The sequence below is a fragment of the Arthrobacter sp. 4R501 genome (genome assembly GCF_002929755.1).
Classification (GTDB): Bacteria; Actinomycetota; Actinomycetes; order Actinomycetales; family Micrococcaceae; genus Arthrobacter.
In genome coordinates this window covers 25,481-45,101 of sequence record NZ_PJIW01000020.1, presented here as the reverse complement: position 1 = coordinate 45,101, position 19,621 = coordinate 25,481, and the positions used below count along the sequence as shown (strand labels likewise).

The window sequence follows — 19,621 nt, the reverse complement described above, 5'->3', positions numbered from 1 at the left end:
GGCCTTGACGACGGGCCTGGAAGAACACGCCTAGTGGATCAGCGCAAGGAGAATTCCTACCGCCACAAAGAGCACCCCGAAGATCCGGCTGAGGATCTTCTGGCCACGGGCGTTGTGCGTGAACCGCTGGAAGGACTTGGCGGCAAAGGCGAAGAAGAACCACATCACCAGGATGTCGATCACCACCACGGTGGCTGTGAGCACAAGGTACTGCTGCAGGAGCGGCTGTTCCGGGCGGATGAACTGTGGCATAAACGCGAGGAAGAAAACGATGGCCTTCGGGTTGAGCAGGTTGACCCAGAGGCCACGCCGGAACATTGACCAGGCGGGCTCGTTCCGGAGGGCGGCGGCCTGTTCCTGGTCCAGCTCCGGCTTGCCCAGGAACTGGCGGATGCCCAGGTACACCAGGTAGGCGGCCCCGGCGTAACGGATCACATTGAAGGCCACCGGGGAGCTTGCCACCAGCACACCGACGCCCAACGCCACGATCACCACGTGGACAACCAGGGCTGCCTGCTGGCCAAGGATGCCCCAGATGGAGCGGCGGAACCCTGACGTCAGCGAGTTGCTCATGGTGTTGATGGCACCGGCACCCGGCGTGAAACTGATCAGGGCGCCGGCGCCCGCGAGGGCGAGCCAAAGGGAGAATTGCACCTGCCAAGTTTAGTGCCGTCGGCACAACAAGAGTGCCGCCTCACCACAGCGTGGTCACGGGCTCGAATGCGTGAAGCTCCTCATCTGCCGTTACCAGCGTCAGCCCCTCCACCATGGCCTGGGCAGCCAGGATCCGGTCAAAGGGGTCCTTGTGTTCCCAGTCCAACTGGCCGGCGGCCAATGCATGCGGTGCGGAGATGGACAGCTCAGAGGCGTACAGGTGGGCCACCTGCCGTCCAAAGCTTGCCACTATCGCCGCCCCAGCCGGCAGCTTGCCTTGATGGTGTTTGCAGGACAGTTCGTACGCGGTCATGGGCGACACGTAGACCGAGTTCTCGAGCTTGGTGATGGCGTTCCTGGCCTTGGTGGACAGTTTCCTGGGTTCGGCGAGGGCCCACAGGAAAACATGTGTGTCCAGCAGCAGGCGCATCAATGATCCCTGCCCGTCGCTTCGCCCATTTCCTCGTCGGTCCACGGGTCATAGAACCCGTCAGGAATTTGAAGGGGCGCCAGGAAGCCCAGCTCGCGTTTGTGGGGGCGCTCGATTTTCACCAGCCGGGCCACCGGACGGCCTGCCTTGGCGATGACCACATCCTCGCCGTTTTCAACGAGGTTCAACAGCTCAGACAGGCGGGTTTTTGCCTCTTGGACGTTGTATTGCCCCATGTTGACCAAGTCTAGTTGGTCAACCTCAGCGGTGTAAGGCTCTGCCCAGTATTCGTTCTCTCCGTAATGGCTCATAGTCCGACGCTATTGCCGCCAGCACAGGGTGGATAGGCACGGGTATGCCTATGTGGAAATTACGCCCGTGGAAAATCACGCCCGGGCGATGACCTCACCGTTCGGGATCAGGAACCAGCCGTCGTCTGTGGATCCCCAGCGGTGCCATCCTGCCGAAATCCGGGCCAGGTCCGCTGGATTTGCGAAGCCGTATTCAAGGGACTGCTCCGCGAAGGCCGAATGCAGCACTCGTTCGCCCCAGACCCGGGCCTGCCATCTCCGTTGTTGCCCGGTGGCATAGAGCCAGTTGCTGCTGGTGGGCGCCACGTTGCTGAAGCCCGCAGACTGGGCCCAGGACACGAGCCGGCGGCCGGCGTCGGGCTCGGCCCCGTTGCGTCGTGCGATCCGCTGGTACAGGTCCATCCATTCGTCCAGCTCAGGGACGGGGGGATACCAGCTCATGCCGTGGAAGTCGGCGTCGCGCACTGCCACGATGCCGCCCGGCTTCGCTACCCGGCGCATCTCGCGCAGCGCCTCCACCGGGTCGGTCAGGTGCTGGAGCACCTGGTGGGCGTGGACGACGTCGAACGTTTCGTCCTCGAAGTCAAGGTCGTAGATGTTGCCAGCCAGGAATTCCACATTGGCCACGCCGCGTTCGGCGGCCAGTGCCGTGGCCTGGGCGATGATGTCCGGCGACCGGTCCAGGCCGGTGACCTTTCCGGGCGACACCAGCCCGGCGAAATCGCAGGTGATGCTCCCAGGGCCGCAGCCGACGTCGAGCACTGAAACCCCGGGCGTGAGGTGCGGAATGACAAAGGCCGCGGAGTTCTCCGCGGTCCTGGAAGCGTGGGCGCGGACCACCGACTCGTGGTGGCCGTGCGTGTACACATCGTCGTCGTCAGGCTGCTGCTCACTCATAATAAAACGCTACCCCTCCGCAGTGAAAAACAGGCGGAACCGTCCCCGAAGTAGGTGGCACTTAATGTCGTTATGAGCCCTTATGACGACATCTACTGCGACCTACTTGGGCGGAGTGGACGAGGCGGGGCCGCCGTCGGACGTTTCCTCACGGGCCGCGATGGTGGCGTCCACCATGGCGGCCATGAACCGGCTGACCAGCTCCAACTCTTCGGGCGAGAAGCCCGCCATGGCGGCACCCATGTGGCGCGAAAGCGGCATAAAGATGGCGCTACCGTCCTGGAAGGCTTTGGGTGTCATGCGCAACTGGACCTGCCTCCGGTCCGGGCCGAGACGCTCCCTCACAACGTGCCCTGAACTGTCCAGCCGGTCGATGAGCGCGGTGGTTGCGGGCGAGCTGAGGTTGAGTTCCCTGCGCAGGATGCCCGGCGTGACCACCAGGCCCTTGGCGGTGTGCCGCATGATCACCGCCAGCGCGTTGAGATCCGTGCGGTGCATGTCGTTGCGGCCGCCCGCCGTGTCCACATACCTGTTGGCCTCCAGCGTGAAGTCCTGGAGCAGGCGGACCAGGGCGAAGGGTGCGGAGTCCGGTGGGCGCTGGAACGCTTCGTCTGTCATGTTCGTCCCGCCTCCGCTCGCTTACTGGTGCCCGAGATCTGGTCTGGTGCCCTGACGGATATTACTGCAGCGACGCCCGATGAGTAGTTTCAAGCAGGAAACCCAACTCAAAGTATTTATCTCCATGGAGGAGATACTCTAGGATGGAATCAAGTGTACCGCGGCCACCCCGAGCGAAGCAGGAATCATGACATCAAATCCCCAGCACAGCGCGAGGGCACCGTTCTGGCTGCGCTGGCTCCTTCCCGTTCTGCTGGTGCTCACGTGGCTGGCCATTGCCGGCGTGGGGGGACCCACGTTCGGCCGGCTCGAGGAGGTCTCCTCGAATGACCAGGCCTCGTTCCTGCCGGCGAGCGCCGAGGCCACCGCCGCGCAGGACTGGCAGGCAAGGTTCCGCGATTCAGACGAAGTGCCGGCGGTAATCGTCATCGAAAACGACGCCGCCATCAGCCCCGCGGAGCTTGGCGAACTGTCATCCCTGAAAGCTGGGCTGGAGGGCCTGGAACTGGGCAGCGCCGTGATCGGCCCCATCCCGTCCCAGGACGGGAAAGCGGTCCAGTTCATAGCCCCGATCGGGTCCTCCGGCGAGCTGAAGGAATCCGTCCAGGAGTTGCGGGACTTCCTGGCGGATTCCACCCCCGCAGGCATGCAGACCTTCGTCACCGGCCCCGCGGGCCTGACCGCAGACCTGGTCAGCGCCTTCGCCGGCATCGACGGCGTCCTGCTGCTCGTGGCGCTCGGCGCGGTCTTCCTGATCCTGCTGATCGTCTACCGTTCGCTCCTCCTGCCGCTCGCCGTGCTGCTCACCTCGGTCTTTGCGCTTTGCGCCGCCATCCTGCTGGTGTTCGGCATGGCCAAGCTCGGCTGGATCCAGCTGAGCGGCCAGAGCCAGGGCATCCTGTCCATCCTGGTGATCGGCGCGGCCACGGACTATGCCCTGCTGTACGTGGCGCGGTTCCGCGAGGCCCTGACCCACACGCGCAACCGGACGGAAGCGGTGCTGACGGCGTGGAAGGCGTCGTTCGAGCCGATCCTGGCTTCCGGCGCCACTGTCATCATTGCCTTGCTCTGCCTGCTGTTCTCGGACCTGAACTCCAACAAGGCGCTGGGCCCCGTTGCGGCTGCGGGCATCCTCTGTTCGCTCTTCGCCGCGCTGACCCTCCTGCCCGCCCTGATGGCACTTTTGGGCCGGGCCGCGTTCTGGCCGTTCCGCCCCAAGCTGGTTCCGGCGGGCGAGCGCGAGCCAGAGCTGGTCACCGGCCTGGAAGGGCAGAAGGGCATCTGGCGGGCCACCGGTTCGCTGGTCTCCCGCCGCCCGCGCACGGTCTGGGTCGCGTCGGTCCTCCTCCTGCTGGTGGCTTCGGCGGGGGTGCTGCAGCTGAAGGCCAACGGCGTGCCGCAGACCGAGGTCATTCTTACCGCGTCCAATGCGGTGGACGGCCAGGACGCACTGGCGCGGCATTTCGACGCCGGCAGCGGCAGCCCCGCCGTCGTAATTGCGGACGAAAGCAAGGCCGCTCAGGTGTTGGAAAAGGTCAAAGCGGCCGACGGCATGGGAGACGCCTACCTCCTGGCTGAAGGCAGTGTGCCGATCACCGGTGCCCCCGGCGCTCCCAGCGCCCCGGACGTCCACGACGGCAGAGTGCTGATCAACGCCACGCTTAATTACGCCGCGGATTCCATCGAGGCGGAGGATGCAGTCAAGGCGCTGCGCCAGGAGGTAAAAGCGGTCGACGCCGGCGCTTTGGTTGGCGGCGTGACCGCCACTGCCCTGGACACCAACACCACCGCCCAGCGCGACCTGGTGATCATCATCCCCATCGTCCTGGCGGTCATCCTGGTCATCCTGATGCTGCTGCTTCGCTCCGTGGTGGCGCCGGTCCTGCTTGTGCTCTCCGTAGTGCTGTCGTACGGCGCGGCCATGGGCGTTTCGGCCGTGGTCTTCAACAGCCTGCTCGGATTCCCCGGCGCCGACGCCACCGTGCCCCTGTTCGGGTTTGTGTTCCTGGTTGCCCTGGGTGTGGACTACAACATCTTCCTGATGAGCCGGGTGCGGGAAGAGTCGCTGAAGCACGGGACCCGGCCGGGCATCCTTCGCGGACTCGGCGTGACCGGCGGAGTGATCACTTCGGCCGGCGTGGTGCTGGCCGCCACGTTCGCCGCACTGAGCGTCATCCCCATCATGTTCCTGGTGCAGCTGGCCTTCATTGTGGCGTTCGGCGTACTGCTGGACACCGTGCTGGTGCGCTCGCTGCTGGTCCCTGCGCTGGCGTACGACATCGGCCCGCGCATCTGGTGGCCCGGCAAGCTGGGCCGGACGGAGCTGGATGCCGCGGTGCGGCGGGAGGTTGGCCCGGCCGAGCCCGGCATTCATCCCGCGTCAGGGTCTGCCAGCCGCCGCTAGGGCACCTAGCCCTGCGCGTGCCACCAGGCCACCGTGGTCGCGGCCGCCTCGGGCAGGGGCGTCGGCCGCAGGCCAAACACGGACTCGCTGGCGGCGGAGTCCATCACAAACGGCCGCTCGAACTGGTAGAGCATTTCGGCAACTTCGCGGAAGTCTTTCGAGAACACACCCATAGTCCGGAGCACCCAGCCCGGAATGGCTCCAAGCTTCGGCGCCTGCACTCCGCCAGCCTCGGTGAACGCTGTGGCCAGCTGCCGCTGCGTGACTGCCGGACCCGTGGGCGCGTGCCACACCTTGTTCCACAGCGACGGCGTCGCCGCGGCATGGATCATCGCGGCGGCCAGGTCCGGGACGTACGTGAATGAATGGGGCTGATCGGCGCTCCCGATGACCCAGACTTTCTTGCCGGCCAGGACGGCGGGGACCACGCGCTCTCCGGCATGTGAGGTTCGCACCCGAGGGCCAAAGAAATCGCCGGCAACCACGCTGACGGTGTTGGTCGGCGAGGCGTCCCGCGCCTTGAGCAGCGCGGTGCGGACGCCCCGCTTGCCGCCCCTGGCAGTCCGCGGACCCGCCTCGACCATGGGGCGTTCAGGCTCGCTGTACGAGTAAAGGCTTTCGGGAAAAACGACGACGGCGCCTGCCTCGCCTGCCGCGGACAGCACCGTTTGCTCGGCCCGTGGCAGTTCTGCTTGCCACGCGTCCACGCTGTAGGCGGAGCCGTGGATGCAGTGGAAGACGGCAGTGGCGCCCGCGAAGGCGTCCCGCAGTTGGGCGGCGTCCTGGACGTCGGCCTTCACCTGCTCCACCAGCGGGTGCTTGGGGCCGCTGCCCGAACGGGTGACGATCCTGACGTTTTTCCCCTGCCCCGCGAGCTGTTCTGCGACTGTCCAGCCCACAGGCCCCGCGCCCGTAACTACGTATAGATCGTTCATGACTTCCCCTTCAAGAATTCGCTATTGAGAGCACCGCTCTCTCAATAGCGTGCGCCCCCGGATGATACTTGTCAAGATCGGTGCTCTCAATTGTTGACACTGCTCTGACTTGTGCCATGCTGGGGCAATGAATGACCCTGCCGCGGACACGGAAACCATCCTTCGGACACCGCGGGAGCGCGCCCGCGCCCAGACTATTGCCGACATCGTCAGGCTGGGCAGGGAGCACCTGGCAACGCAGGGCGCGGCCGCCTTGTCCCTCCGCGCCGTGGCAAGGGATCTTGGCGTGGTCTCCTCCGCCGTCTACCGCTACGTGGCCAACCGCGACGAGCTGCTCACGCTGCTTCTGGTGGACGCCTACAGCGAGCTCGGCGACGCCGTGGATGCCGCGGTGAACGCGCTGCCGGAGCGTGACTTCGATGGCAGGTTCAAGGCGCTCGGCCGGGCTGTCAGGACCTGGGCGCTACGGGAGCCGGCGCGCTACGGCCTGCTTTTCGGGAGTCCGGTCCCCGGCTACCGGGCCCCCTCGAGCCAGACCACAACCCCGGGAACGCGCGTGATCTACCGCCTGATCGGCATTCTCGACGGCGCCTACCGGGCAGGTGCGCTGGCCGCCACGGCGCGCACGGCCGTCGTACCTTCTGCCTTGTCCGCCGACCTGGAAGCGATCCGCAGCGAACTCGGGCTGGCCCTGCCGGACGAACTCCAGGCGAACGGTGCCCTCGTGTGGACGTCGCTCTTCGGGGCCGTGAGTTTTGAGGTTTTTGGCCAATATGGCCCGGATACGTTCCGTGCCCGGGGCGAACTCTTTGAACACCACCTCACCGTCCTCGCGGCGATGGCGGGGCTCGTGCCGGACGGAAACCCGCGGGACGACCCGAAGTCTGCGGCCACCCCTGTTTAGCCCGCCTCCGGCTGAGTAGACTCCAAATGCGCCCGGATGGACGCGGAAACTCAAAGGAGAGATCACGTCATGAGTGAGAACACCGCACCTGAGGAAGATCGCCGCAAAGGCAGCACCGAGCCCGGGCTGGAGGGTGAAGGTGGCCAGTATGAGGAAGGCGACTACGGCGAGGCCGGCGTGGTGGGCGGCGCGGAGAACCAGCCCGAGGAGGGCCACTATCCTGAAGGCGACTACGGCGATGCCGGCTCTGTTGACAGCGCGCGCGAGGTGGAAGTGGATGAGGACAAGAACACGTAGCAGCCGTTCACGCACAGCGAACTACTTCCCCAGGAAGCGGATTTCGCGCACAAAAATCCCGGAAATCCGGGGAATCGATTGAGCCTGCCGTGACCCAAAAATCCAAAGTTGAGCGTACTCCGCTCAACTTTGGATTGACATGGCTTGCGCGTTGAGTAAAGTTGAGTGCAGAACGCTCAACACGAGCGCCAGCAAGTTTCCAAGGAAAGAAGGAAGCAACACATGTCACGTGCAGTAGGTATCGACCTCGGAACCACCAACTCCGTCGTCTCCGTTCTCGAAGGTGGCGAGCCCACCGTTATTGCCAACGCCGAGGGCGGCCGCACCACGCCGTCGGTCGTTGCATTCTCCAAGTCCGGCGAAGTCCTGGTCGGCGAGATCGCCAAGCGCCAGGCCGTCAACAACATCGACCGCACCATCGCCTCCGTCAAGCGCCACATGGGCACTGACTGGTCCGTCTCCATCGACGACAAGAAGTACACGGCGCAGGAAATCTCTGCCCGCATCCTGATGAAGCTGAAGAACGACGCCGAGTCGTACCTGGGCGAAAAGGTCACCGACGCGGTCGTCACCGTGCCCGCGTACTTCAATGACGCGCAGCGCCAGGCCACCAAGGAGGCCGGCGAAATCGCAGGCCTGAACGTCCTCCGCATTGTCAACGAGCCCACCGCGGCTGCACTGGCTTACGGCCTGGACAAGGGCAAGGAAGACGAGCTCATCCTGGTCTTCGACCTCGGCGGCGGAACATTCGACGTCTCCCTGCTCGAAGTCGGCAAGGACGAAGACAACTTCTCCACCATCCAGGTCCGCTCCACCGCCGGTGACAACCACCTCGGCGGCGACGACTGGGACCAGCGCGTTGTTGACTACCTGCTCAAGCAGCTCAAGGTTAAGGGCATCGACCTGTCCAAGGACAAGATCGCCCTGCAGCGCCTCCGCGAGGCATCGGAGCAGGCCAAGAAGGAACTGTCCTCCTCCACCAGCACCAACGTCTCCCTCCAGTACCTGTCCGTCACCCCCGACGGCCCGGTCCACCTGGACGAGCAGCTGACCCGCGCCAAGTTCCAGGACCTTACCAAGGACCTGCTGGACCGCACCAAGAAGCCGTTCCAGGACGTCATCAAGGAAGCCGGCATCAAGCTCTCCGAGATCGACCACATCGTCCTGGTGGGCGGTTCCACCCGTATGCCCGCCGTGTACGAGCTCGTCAAGGAACTCGCCGGCGGCAAGGAACCGAACAAGGGCGTCAACCCTGATGAGGTCGTGGCCGTCGGTGCCGCACTCCAGGCCGGCGTCCTCAAGGGCGAGCGCAAGGACGTCCTGCTGATCGACGTCACCCCGCTGTCCCTGGGCATCGAAACCAAGGGTGGTGTGATGACGCACCTGATCGAGCGCAACACCGCCATCCCCACGAAGCGCTCCGAGACCTTCACCACGGCGGATGACAACCAGCCGTCCGTGGCCATCCAGGTCTTCCAGGGCGAGCGTGAGTTCACCCGCGACAACAAGCCGCTGGGCACGTTCGAGCTGACCGGCATCGCGCCGGCTCCGCGCGGCGTCCCGCAGGTCGAGGTCACGTTCGACATCGACGCCAACGGCATCGTGCACGTCTCGGCAAAGGACAAGGGCACCGGCAAGGAACAGTCCATGACCATCACCGGCGGCACCGCGCTCTCCAAGGAAGACATTGACCGCATGGTCAAGGACGCCGAGGAGCACGCGGCCGAGGACAAGGCCCGCCGCGAGGCGACCGACACCCGCAACACCGCCGAGCAGCTCGCCTACTCAGTGGACAAGCTGATCGCGGACAACGCCGACAAGCTGCCCGAAGAGGTCAAGACGGACGTCCAGGCCGACGTCGACGCCCTCAAGAAGGCACTCGAAGGCACCGACGACGCTGCTGTGAAGACCGCGTTCGAGAAGCTGCAGGCTTCCCAGACGAAGCTCGGTGAGGCCATCTACGCCCACGCCGGTTCGCCGGACGGTGCCACCGGTGCCGCAGGTGCCGAAGGTGCCCCAGGGGCTCCGGCCGGCGACAAGGCTGCTGATGAGGACATCGTCGACGCCGAGATCATCGACGAAGACGAAGCGAAGAAGTAGCCATGCCGCACCACGGTAACGAGGAGGAGCACAACTCATCCGCGAACCAGGAGCCGGTCATCCGGGACAACCGCAAGGTTGATCCGGTGACAGGGAAGGCCCGGCACCCGGAGGGCGAGCAGCCCGCTGACGCGCCGGTGGGCGAGTCTCCAGTGGGCGAGCCTGTGGACAGCGACGGCGATGCACTCGCCCAGGCCGAGGAAATCCTGAACGGCATCGAGGTGCCGGCCGAGGAATCGGTGGCACAGGGTGTTTCGGCAGGCTCACCCACTAACGCTGAGGCTGCCGAGCTGAAGAACGATCTCCTCCGCCTCCAGGCTGAATACGTCAACTACCGCAAGCGCGTTGAGCGCGACCGGGCCGTGGCAGGGGAGATGGCCGTCATCGGCGTCCTGAACTCCCTGCTGCCGGTACTGGACGACGTCGATGCTGCCCGCCAGCACGGTGACCTGACCGACGGCCCGTTCGCCGCGATCGCCACCAAGCTGGAGAACGCGCTGAAGACGTACGGCCTGGTCCGCATTGATGAGACCGGAGTGGAGTTCGATCCAACGATCCACGAGGCCCTCATCCAGCAGCCGGGCGAGGACATCGAGGTTGACACCGTCAGCCAGGTGCTCCGCTCCGGCTACCGGTCAGGCGACCGCGTGCTCCGCGCAGCTCAGGTCATCGTCGCAGTTCCGGCCTAGCATTACCTCCGGTGGTTGAGCCTCGGTGGTTGAGCCTGTCGAAACCCGGGTTTCGACAGGCTCAACCACCGACCGACCCATAACTTTGAAAGGAAACGCCATTGGCTAGCCAGGATTGGGTGGACAAGGACTTTTACGCGATCCTTGGTATCGCCAAGGACGCTTCCGACGCCGACATTAAGAAGGCCTACCGGAAACTTGCCCGCCAGCACCACCCGGACACCAACTCGGGGGATGTTGCGTCGGAGAAGAAGTTCAAGGACATCTCCGAGGCCTATTCGGTGCTTTCCGATCCCGATGAGCGGCAGCAGTATGACGCGATCCGGGCAATGGGCGGTGGCGCCCGGTTCGCTCCAGGCGGCGCCGGTGCCGCCAATGGCGGGTTCGAGGACATGTTCGGTGGCCTCTTTACCGGGAGCACCGGACGCCACGCCGGCGGCTTCAGCACGGCCGGCGGGATTCCGCCCGAGTTCGCTGACCTTTTCGGCGGCGGTGGCTTCGGGGCCCAGCCCGGCTTCCAGCGGACCCCGCAGAAGGGTGCGGACCGCACCGCGTCGACCACGATTTCCTTCGCGGGCTCCATCCGCGGCACCTCGATCGGACTGCGCGAACCCAGCGGCGAGGTCATTGATGTCCGCGTTCCCGCCGGCATCAAGGACGGCCAGAAGGTGCGCGTTCGCGGCAAGGGCCAGCCCGGCCCGGCCGGCAACGGCGACCTCATGGTGGCCGTGTCCGTCAAGCCCCACGATTTTTACACGCGCGACGGCGACAACCTCCGCATCCACGTCCCGGTCACCTTCCCGGAAGCTGCCTTGGGCGCCGACATCCAGGTCCCCACCATCGACGGCGAGACCGTCAAGGTCCGTGTCCCGGCAGGCACGCCTTCGGGGCGTACGCTCCGGGTCAAAGGCCACGGCGTGAAGACCTCCAAGGTCACCGGCGATCTTCTGGTGACCATCGACGTCGCGGTGCCGAAGAACCTGAACAAGGAAGCCGAAGCAGCCGTGAAGGCCTTTGCCGAAGCCACCGCCGACGCCGATGTCCGTGAAGGCCTGGCCGCCAAGGCCCGGCTGTAGGCAGCTGGAGCAGACCGTGGACATCAACGCTGACCAGCCGATCTTCGTGATCTCCGTGGCGGCTGAACTTGCGGACATGCACCCGCAGACCCTCCGGCAGTACGACCGGCTGGGCATCGTTTCGCCCAGCCGCGCGCCGGGGAAGTCCCGCCGCTACTCGCAACGGGACATCAACATGCTGCGCGAAGTCCAGCAGCTGTCCCACGAGGGCGTCTCGCTCGAAGGCATCAAACGTATCCTTGAGCTCGAGAACCAGGTGGCCGCGCTGCAGCGCATGGTGAGCGAGCTGACCGAGGAGCTGGGCCGCCGTCGTGATCCCCTTGATTCGCGGATCTTCGCAGCCGGTGCCGCCGGCGACGTGGTGAGCCTGGCCCGCGGCCAGCGCCCCCGCGCGCGGTCCCAGGCCGTCGTGGTCTGGAGGCCCAGGGCGCTGGGCGAATAAGCGCCGGGGAAGCCCCGCCGGTGCCTGGACAGCCTTCCCGCTTCTTGGGATCTGCGTATAGCCACATGTCAGGGCCGGTTATAAGTGCCCGGGCCGGATTATGTCCGGCTACCGGGCCAAAGTTACGCCGCGGCAGGTTTCCCGCAGGTTAACTCTCCCAAGGCCCGCTTTCCCGCGGTTTTCTCCCGCACAGCTGTCGTGCGCCTGAACTCCCGGCCGGGACGGGAAGCCGCCCCGAAACGGTTTCGAAACCAATCGGGCAGGCGCCGAAACAATTCGCTCCTACGTTCATCGCAAGGGGTCACTTCTCAGGACCTCGGAGGCGAGCCGGTGCCCAGCGCAGCGGCGGAGTGAGAAGCAGGTACACATGAGGGTTTCGGTCACCAAACGCGCTTTCCTTCCCCTGGCGGCAGCCGCCATGGTCACGGTCCTGGCAGGCTGCGGCAGCCAGATCGCGGATCCTGCGTCCGCCGGCTCCACCGCGAGCAGCGGCACTTCCTGTGTCAACACCTCAGGCAGCAGCATCAAGGTGGGGTTCATCAACTCGCTCTCAGGCACCATGGCCATCAGTGAGAGCACAGTCTTCGACTCCCTGACCATGGCCGCCGAGGAGATCAATGCTTCCGGCGGTGTCCTGGGCAAACAGCTTGAGGTCGTCAGTGAGGACGGCGCCAGCGAGCCGACCAAGTTCGCGGAGCGTGCCGGGAAACTGATCCAGCAGGACTGCACCGCCGCGGTGTTCGGCGGCTGGACCTCGTCAAGCCGCAAGGCGATGCTCCCCGTGTTTGAGGCCAACGACGCGCTGCTGTTCTATCCGGTGCAGTACGAGGGCCTGGAGTCGTCCAAGAACATCTTCTACACCGGGGCCACCACCAACCAGCAGATCATTCCTGCCTTGGACTACCTGGCGGAGCAGGGAACCAAGTCCCTTTTCCTGGTTGGCAGTGACTACGTCTTCCCGCGAACAGCCAACAAAATCATCCAGGCCTACGCCGCGGCCAAGGGCATCGAAGTCCTCGGCGAGGAGTACGCCCCGCTCGGCTCGACGGAATTCTCCACCATCGTCAACAAAGTCCGGGACTCCAAGGCCGATGCGGTCTTCAACACCCTCAACGGCGACAGCAACGTGGCCTTCTTCCGCCAGTACAAGAGCGTTGGCCTGACGGCGGACAGCATGCCCGTGGTCTCCGTGTCCATCGCCGAGGAGGAAGTCCCCGGCGTCGGCCTGGACAACGTGGAAGGCCAGCTGACGGCCTGGGATTACTACCAGACCCTGGACACGCCGGCCAACAAGAAGTTCGTGGCGGCGTTCAAGGCGAAGTTCGGCGCCGAGCGTGTGACGAGCGACCCCATGGAAGCGGCCTACACCTCGCTGTACCTCTGGAAGGCAATGGTGGAGAAGGCGGGATCCTTTGAGGTGGACAAGGTGCAGGCCGCCGCGGACGGGGTGACCTTCGAAGCGCCTGAAGGCCTGGTCACGGTCAACGGGGAGAACAACCACATCACCAAGACACCCCGCATCGGCAAGATCAATTCAGCGGGCCTGATCGACACGGTCTGGTCATCGCCCGCGGCCGTTGAACCGGATCCGTATCTGGCCACCTACGACTGGGCCAAGAGCCTGGCCAAGTAGCGGCCGCGGAACATCGACGAAAGGCCTGCTGGAATGGAACTCCTAATAGGGCAGATGTTCGCCGGACTCAGCCTGGGCTCCGTGCTGCTCCTGGCGGCACTGGGACTGTCGTTGACCTTCGGCCAGATGGGGGTCATCAACATGGCCCACGGTGAGTTCATGATGGCCGGGGCGTACACGGCCTTTGTGGTCCAGCGGGCCATCTCCGACGCCGGCGTATCGCTGCTGGTTTCCATTCCCGCAGGCTTCCTGGTGGGAGGTGTCCTGGGGCTGGTGCTCGAGGCGGTGCTGCTGCGCCGCATGTACCACCGGCCCCTGGACACACTCCTGGTCACATTCGGGGTGGCCCTCATCCTGCAGCAGGCCGCACGTGACATTTTCGGCGCACCCAGCGTCGATGTCCGCGCACCGGCGTGGCTGCAGGGGAACATTGAGTTGCTGGGCGCTCCCATCCCGCTGACCAGACTCTTCATCCTGGGGCTCTCGCTGCTGTGCCTGGCCGGACTGGTCCTCCTCCTGAAGGCCACGCCGCTCGGGCGCCGAATCCGGGCCGTTGTCCTGAACCGGGACCTCGCGGAGACGAGTGGGGTGTCAACCCGGCGCAGCGACCAGCTGACATTCTTCATCGGTTCGGGCCTGGCTGGCGTCGCCGGCGTCGCCGTCACCCTCATTGGTTCAACAAGCCCCTACCTGGGCACCAACTACATAGTGGACGCCTTCCTGGTGGTGGTGGCCGGGGGCATCGGTCAGATCAAGGGGGCCGTCATCGCAGCCTTTGCCCTGGGAGTACTGCAGGCCGTCTTCGAATACTCGACGACGGCCAGCATTGGCAAGGTCCTGATCCTGATCGTGATTGTGGTGTTCCTTCAGCTTCGGCCGCAGGGCATCTTCAGCCTCAAAACAAGGAGCCTGGCATGAAAAGCCTGTTGCACGGGCGGTTGGGAACGGCGTCCGGATTCACCCTTGGTGCGGTCCTGCTCCTGGCAGTTGCACCCGCGGTGCTTCCGGCGTTCAACCTTGGCCTGCTGGGGAAGTTCCTCTGCTTTGCGATCGTGGCAGTCGGTATCGGCCTGGCGTGGGGACGCGGCGGCATGCTGACCCTGGGCCAGGGGGTGTTCTTCGGGCTCGGCGCCTACATCATGGCCATGCACATGAAGCTGGCCGACGCCTCGCTCTTCGGCGGCTCCGGTGTGCCGGACTTTATGTCCCTCTACGGCAGCGGCGAGGTGCCCGGCTGGTGGGAACCGTTCCGGAGCCCCGCCGTGACGCTCCTTGCCGTGGTCCTGGTTCCGGGGCTGGTGGCACTTGTCCTGGGCTTGGCGATCTTCAAGCGCCGCGTCAAAGGTGCCTATTTCGCGATTCTCAGCCAGGCGCTAGCGGCCGCCTTCGCCGTGTTGCTGATCGGCCAGCAGGCTACAACCGGCGGTTCCAACGGACTCAACGGGTTCCGCTCCTTCTTCGGTTTTGACCTGCAGGACCCGAACAACAAGCTCATGCTGTACATGATCGCGGCGGTTGTCCTGCTGCTGTCGCTCGCCCTTGCCCGGCAGCTGATGCATAGCCGGTTCGGTGAGTTGCTGGTGGCGGTCCGTGACCAGGAGGAGCGCGTCCGTTTCCTAGGATACGATCCGGCGACCGTCAAGACCGTCATATACGTGGTTGCCGCCGTCCTGGCAGGCGTGGCGGGGGCGTTGTTCGTCCCCCTTGTCGGGATCATCTCGCCTGCGGACGTGGGCGTGATCCCGTCCATCGCATTCCTTATCGGCGTCGCAATCGGCGGCCGCGCCACACTTCTGGGGCCCGTCCTCGGCGCTGTCTGCGTCGCCGCCGCCCAGTCCGGCCTGTCCTCAACTTTCCCGTCCTTCTGGGTGTACTTCCAGGGCCTGCTGTTTGTCCTGGTCATCGGGTTTATGCCGGGCGGGCTTGCCTCTTTGCCGTCGCTGGTGGGCAGATGGCGCAGAACCCTGCCCGCAGCGCCATTGCCCGCAGCGCCTGGCCCCGAAGCTCCGGATCCCAATGTTGAAGTCAAAACCACCAAGCCTGAGGAGGTCAGCAGATGACGACGCCCACGCTGCTCCCTGACGGGGAGCCACAGGCCGGGGGATGGCGCCGCGGCCGGCCCAAATACCTCGAAGTCCGCAATCTCTCGGTTTCCTTTGACGGATTCCTCGCCGTGGACAACGTCAACCTTGACGTGATCCAGGGCGACCTGCGGTTCCTGATCGGCCCCAATGGTGCCGGGAAAACGACGGTAATTGATGCCATCACCGGGCTGGTGCCGGCTACGGGATCGGTGAACCACACCGGCACGGAGATCCTCGGCCGCAAAGTGCATAAGATCGCCCGGCTGGGTGTGGGGCGCACCTTCCAGACGGCAAGCGTGTTTGAGAACCTCTCCGTAGTCCAGAACCTCGACATCGCTGCGGGCTCCGGCCGCAGCCCGCTTCAGATGCTCCGCCGCCGGAAGACCGTGGACCCGGCCGTCGAAGAAGCATTGGACATCATCGGCCTGGCAGGCGCGGCGGACAAGAAGGCAGGCGTCCTCGCCCACGGACAGAAGCAATGGCTGGAGATCGGCATGCTCCTGGTTCAGGACTCAGACGTACTCCTGCTGGACGAACCGATTGCGGGGATGAGCCAGGATGAGCGCGGCGAAACCGGCCAACTGCTGCGCCGCATCGCGGCCAACCGGATCACCCTGGTGATTGAACACGACATGGACTTCGTCCGGGAGTTCGCCACGTCCGTCTCTGTCCTTGCCGCCGGCAAGGTCCTCAGCGAGGGAAGCGTAGCGCAGGTGCAGGCAGACAAAAAGGTGCAGGACGTCTACCTGGGGACCGCGGGAACGGAAGGCCACTGATGCTTGAAATCGAAAATCTGCAGACCGGCTACGGCCGCACCCAGGTGATCTCCGGGGTGAGTGTCACCGTCCGGGAGGGAGCCGTCGTTTCGGTGCTGGGGCACAATGGCGCCGGCAAAACAACGTTGCTGCGCGCCGTCGTCGGGCTCCTCAAACCCATGGCCGGACGCATCACCCTGGATGGGGAGGACATCTCGGCCCTCCGCCCGCACCAGCGGGTGGCGCGCGGCATGGCCTATGTACCGCAAGGCCAGCAGTCATTCGGGCAGCTGTCCGTTATGGAGAATCTGCAGCTCATCGCTGACGGGCGCAGGAACGGCACTGTACGCGTGGCCGAGGCCCTCGACATGTTTCCCGCGCTCCGGCCGCTGCTGGCACGGCGGGCCGGGCTGCTGTCAGGTGGCCAGCGGCAGCAATTGGCCATTGCCCGGGCGCTGATCACCGACCCGCGCCTGCTGATTCTCGACGAACCAACCGAAGGCATCCAGCCCAACGTTGTGGCCGAGATCGAAGCGACCATCGTCAAGCTGTCCCAGCGCGGCATGAGCATCCTCCTGGTGGAGCAGCACATCGGGTTTGCCCTCCATGCGGCGGACAGCTACTACGTCCTGTCGGCCGGAAAGGTCTCCTCCTCGGGAGCCGGCGGCGCCGGATCGGCGGGCAATGTGCGGCAGGCAATGCTCATCTGAGGCAAGAACAACGCTTGTCTCGTGCCGGAAAAGCGAGTACTCACTACTCGTGACCCGACGACCCCCATTGGCTTGAATGGAACTTCAGCTGGTCTCACAGCGCAGGTTCGAGCCTCTGGGGGTTTCTCGTGTTTGGTTCTTCAGTCGTTATGTTCGCAGGGTCCAGTGTCGGGCTGATCCTGCTTGCCGCCGGTCAGGCCGTCGTGGTGGTGTGCATGTGCTTTGACCTGGTGCGGGCGCTGTCCGTACCGAGGTCGCACCGGCGCTACGTGGCCAGCACTGTCTTCCGGACGCTGGCCGTTCCGTCCATCATCGCTGCCGGCATGAGTGTGCTGATCGACGCGCTGGCCTGGTCCTGGATGGACGTTGGCATGTCGATGTTCGTGATGGTGGCGATCATCTTCCGTCTGCACGACGACAAGGACGAAGACAACTGGTGGAAGGGCAAGGGCAAGAAACTCGCCCGCTGGGCCCGCCGCCAATTCAGCTCCGGAACGTCAGTTGCGCCGGCGATGGGGTAGGACTCCGGCGACCCGGGCACACGGTCGCAGGAGCCCGGTTGTGGCCTGCATCACCGCCGCGTAGAATTCCACTTCAGGACATGATTCATATATGGAATGCCGAGTTCTATTATCGAATTCGAATGTGCCAGCCACACAACGAAGTGAGGAAAGCCCGTGCAGTTCCACCACCACGGTTACGTATCCGGTGACCCGCGGATCCAGCCAGCATCCGGCGTCGGTCTGGACCGGCCTGCCGAGCTTCCCGACGAAGTGGACGTGCTCATCGTGGGCACCGGTCCTGCGGGCATGCTCACCGCGGCCCAGCTCTCCCGGTTCCCCGGCGTCACCACGCGCATCGTGGAGCGCCGCCCCGGGCGGCTCGTCATCGGCCAGGCGGACGGTATCCAAGCCCGCAGCGTCGAAACCTTCCAGGCGTTCGGGTTCGCGGAGCGCATCATCGCCGAGGCGTACCGCATCACCGAAATGGCGTTCTGGAAACCGGACCCCGCCGACCACTCCCGGATCGCCCGCGCCGCCCGCACAACGGACGACCCCACGGGCATCAGCGAGTTCCCGCACCTGATCGTCAACCAGGCCCGCGTGCTGGACTACTTCGCCGAGTACATGGCCAACGCGCCAGCGCGGATGTCGCCCGACTACGGCTATGAGTTCCGCAGCCTCGAAATCGGCGACGGCGACTACCCAGTCGCCGTGAGGCTCGTCCACACGTCAGGACCTGACGAGGGCAAGACCCGCGTTGTCCGGGCCAAGTACGTCGTCGGCGCGGACGGCGCACGCAGCAAGGTCCGCGAATCGATCGGCTGCACCATGGCCGGCGACCAGGCCCATCACGCGTGGGGAGTCATGGACGTTCTCGCCGTCACCGACTTCCCCGACATTCGCACAAAATGCGCCATCCAGTCCGGTGCGGGCGGCAGTATCCTGCTGATCCCGCGCGAAGGCGGGCACCTGTTCCGCATGTACGTTGACCTCGGCGAGGTCGCGCCGGAGGACCACGGGGCCGTGCGCAGCACCACCATCGAGCAGATCATCAGCCACGCGAACACCATCTTGCACCCTTACACCCTGGACGTCCGCAATGTCGCATGGCACAGCGTGTATGAGGTCGCCCACCGCCTCACGGACAGGTTCGACGACGTCCTTCCGGACCAGCGCGGGACGCGCACACCCCGCGTGTTCATCACCGGCGATGCCTGCCACACGCACAGCGCCAAGGCCGGCCAGGGCATGAACGTCTCGCTGCAGGACGGCTTCAACCTCGGCTGGAAGCTCGGGCATGTGCTCGAGGGCCGCAGTCCGGCAAGCCTGCTGGCCACGTACTCGGCCGAGCGGCAGGTGGTGGCGAAGAACCTGATCGACTTCGACAAAGAGTGGTCCACCATGATGGCGAAGAAGCCGGAGGAGTTTGCGAGCCCCTCCGAGCTTGAGGACTTCTACGTCAGCACCGCCGAGTTCCCCGCGGGCTTCATGACCCAGTACACGCCGTCCATGATTACCGCAGAACCGGTGCACCAGCACTTGACCTCCGGCTTCCCCATCGGCAAACGGTTCAAGTCCGCGCCCGTGGTGCGGGTGTGCGACGGCACCCCGATGCATCTCGGCCACCACGCGACGGCGGACGGCCGGTGGCGCATCTATGTCTTCGCCGACGCGGCAGCACCTCAGCCCGCGTCGCCGCCTACAGAACACCCGACGCCGGGACAGACGCCGGGACAACAGGATGCCGGGCAGCCGACGGCGGGACAGCACGCGCCGCCGTCGTCCGTTGCCGGCTTCGCCGAGTGGATCGCGAACTCGCCGGAATCACCGCTGGCCGCCACGCCGTCGGGCGCTGACCGGGACGCGTGGTTCGACGTGAAGGTTATCTACCAGCAGGACCACACAAACGTTGACATCGGTGCCGTTCCGGCGGCGTTCAAGCCATCAGTCGGGCCGTTCCAGCTGACGGACTACGAGAAGGTCTACGCCACCGATCCCGCAGCTGACATCTTCGAGCTCCGCGGCCTGGACCGCGGCGGCGTGGTGGTGGTGGTGCGGCCGGACCAGTACGTGGCCAATGTCCTGCCCGTGGGCGCGACGGCGGAACTCGCCGCGTTTTTCGTTCCCCTCCTACTGCTCCGCGAGACGCGGGAGCTGCCCAAGGAGGCATGACCGGCGG

General features: G+C 65.2%; 20 protein-coding genes. 14 read left to right on the top strand and 6 right to left on the bottom strand.

Features of this window, described 5'->3' with window-relative positions:
* Positions 1–30: 30 nt before the first annotated feature.
* From CXR02_RS18070 to CXR02_RS18050, 5 genes are all read right to left on the bottom strand, one after another.
* On the bottom strand, positions 31–654 hold the full coding sequence (locus tag CXR02_RS18070) for a LysE family transporter (protein ID WP_104063241.1): 624 nt from the start codon (positions 652–654) through the stop codon (positions 31–33).
* Between the two features lie 40 nt (positions 655–694).
* On the bottom strand, positions 695–1,084 hold the full coding sequence (locus tag CXR02_RS18065; protein ID WP_104063240.1) for a type II toxin-antitoxin system VapC family toxin: 390 nt from the start codon (positions 1,082–1,084) through the stop codon (positions 695–697).
* Positions 1,084–1,395, bottom strand: coding sequence for a type II toxin-antitoxin system Phd/YefM family antitoxin (locus CXR02_RS18060; protein ID WP_258061101.1), 312 nt, complete (start codon positions 1,393–1,395; stop codon positions 1,084–1,086). The genes CXR02_RS18065 and CXR02_RS18060 overlap by 1 nt, the downstream gene beginning before the upstream one ends.
* A 75-nt stretch (positions 1,396–1,470) precedes the next feature.
* Positions 1,471–2,292 carry a methyltransferase domain-containing protein gene (locus tag CXR02_RS18055; protein ID WP_104063239.1) on the bottom strand — a complete coding sequence of 274 codons (822 nt, stop codon included), beginning with the start codon at positions 2,290–2,292 and terminating at the stop codon, positions 1,471–1,473.
* A 102-nt stretch (positions 2,293–2,394) separates the two neighbouring features.
* Positions 2,395–2,910: a MarR family winged helix-turn-helix transcriptional regulator gene (locus tag CXR02_RS18050; protein ID WP_104063238.1), complete on the bottom strand. Its 516-nt coding sequence runs from the start codon at positions 2,908–2,910 to the stop codon at positions 2,395–2,397.
* A 187-nt stretch (positions 2,911–3,097) separates the two neighbouring features.
* Between CXR02_RS18050 and CXR02_RS18045 the strand changes: the two genes are divergently transcribed.
* Positions 3,098–5,314 (top strand): efflux RND transporter permease subunit, encoded by a 2,217-nt coding sequence (locus CXR02_RS18045; protein ID WP_104063237.1) that lies wholly within the window; start codon positions 3,098–3,100, stop codon positions 5,312–5,314.
* A 5-nt stretch (positions 5,315–5,319) separates the two neighbouring features.
* On the opposite strand, the gene CXR02_RS18040 is transcribed toward CXR02_RS18045, so the two are convergent.
* Entirely contained in the window at positions 5,320–6,249 is a 930-nt protein-coding gene (locus CXR02_RS18040; RefSeq protein ID WP_104063236.1) for an NAD-dependent epimerase/dehydratase family protein, read from the bottom strand.
* Positions 6,250–6,376: 127 nt separating this feature from the next.
* Here CXR02_RS18040 and CXR02_RS18035 point away from each other — a divergent pair, with 127 nt between their 5' ends.
* From CXR02_RS18035 to CXR02_RS17975, 13 genes are all read left to right on the top strand, one after another.
* On the top strand, positions 6,377–7,153 hold the full coding sequence (locus CXR02_RS18035) for a TetR/AcrR family transcriptional regulator (RefSeq protein ID WP_181037284.1): 777 nt from the start codon (positions 6,377–6,379) through the stop codon (positions 7,151–7,153).
* Positions 7,154–7,222: 69 nt separating this feature from the next.
* On the top strand, positions 7,223–7,450 hold the full coding sequence (locus CXR02_RS18030; RefSeq protein WP_104063235.1) for a hypothetical protein: 228 nt from the start codon (positions 7,223–7,225) through the stop codon (positions 7,448–7,450).
* A gap of 222 nt (positions 7,451–7,672) precedes the next feature.
* Positions 7,673–9,550, top strand: coding sequence for a molecular chaperone DnaK (gene dnaK / locus CXR02_RS18025; protein WP_104063234.1), 1,878 nt, complete (start codon positions 7,673–7,675; stop codon positions 9,548–9,550).
* 2 nt (positions 9,551–9,552) lie between these two features.
* Positions 9,553–10,239, top strand: a complete 687-nt coding sequence (locus CXR02_RS18020; protein WP_104063233.1) for a nucleotide exchange factor GrpE — start codon at positions 9,553–9,555, stop codon at positions 10,237–10,239.
* Between the two features lie 101 nt (positions 10,240–10,340).
* Positions 10,341–11,315, top strand: a complete 975-nt coding sequence (locus CXR02_RS18015; RefSeq protein WP_181037283.1) for a DnaJ C-terminal domain-containing protein — start codon at positions 10,341–10,343, stop codon at positions 11,313–11,315.
* Between the two features lie 16 nt (positions 11,316–11,331).
* A complete protein-coding gene (locus CXR02_RS18010; RefSeq protein WP_104063231.1) occupies positions 11,332–11,757 on the top strand; it encodes a heat shock protein transcriptional repressor HspR in 426 nt (141 codons plus the stop codon).
* A gap of 367 nt (positions 11,758–12,124) precedes the next feature.
* Positions 12,125–13,390 (top strand): urea ABC transporter substrate-binding protein, encoded by a 1,266-nt coding sequence (gene urtA, locus CXR02_RS18005; protein WP_104063230.1) that lies wholly within the window; start codon positions 12,125–12,127, stop codon positions 13,388–13,390.
* A 33-nt stretch (positions 13,391–13,423) separates the two neighbouring features.
* The gene (gene urtB, locus CXR02_RS18000; RefSeq protein WP_104063229.1) at positions 13,424–14,308 is read left to right on the top strand and encodes an urea ABC transporter permease subunit UrtB; all 885 of its coding nucleotides are present in this window, start codon (positions 13,424–13,426) and stop codon (positions 14,306–14,308) included.
* Positions 14,305–15,450 (top strand): urea ABC transporter permease subunit UrtC, encoded by a 1,146-nt coding sequence (urtC, locus tag CXR02_RS17995; protein ID WP_104063228.1) that lies wholly within the window; start codon positions 14,305–14,307, stop codon positions 15,448–15,450. The genes urtB and urtC overlap by 4 nt, the downstream gene beginning before the upstream one ends.
* Positions 15,447–16,250, top strand: a complete 804-nt coding sequence (urtD, locus tag CXR02_RS17990; RefSeq protein WP_104063227.1) for an urea ABC transporter ATP-binding protein UrtD — start codon at positions 15,447–15,449, stop codon at positions 16,248–16,250. The genes urtC and urtD overlap by 4 nt, the downstream gene beginning before the upstream one ends.
* On the top strand, positions 16,250–16,939 hold the full coding sequence (gene urtE / locus CXR02_RS17985) for an urea ABC transporter ATP-binding subunit UrtE (protein WP_104063226.1): 690 nt from the start codon (positions 16,250–16,252) through the stop codon (positions 16,937–16,939). Before urtD ends, urtE begins: the two co-directional genes overlap by 1 nt.
* 149 nt (positions 16,940–17,088) lie before the next feature.
* Positions 17,089–17,460 (top strand): hypothetical protein, encoded by a 372-nt coding sequence (locus CXR02_RS17980; protein ID WP_104063225.1) that lies wholly within the window; start codon positions 17,089–17,091, stop codon positions 17,458–17,460.
* 156 nt (positions 17,461–17,616) lie between these two features.
* Positions 17,617–19,614, top strand: a complete 1,998-nt coding sequence (locus CXR02_RS17975) for an FAD-binding monooxygenase (protein ID WP_104063224.1) — start codon at positions 17,617–17,619, stop codon at positions 19,612–19,614.
* Positions 19,615–19,621: the final 7 nt, after the last annotated feature.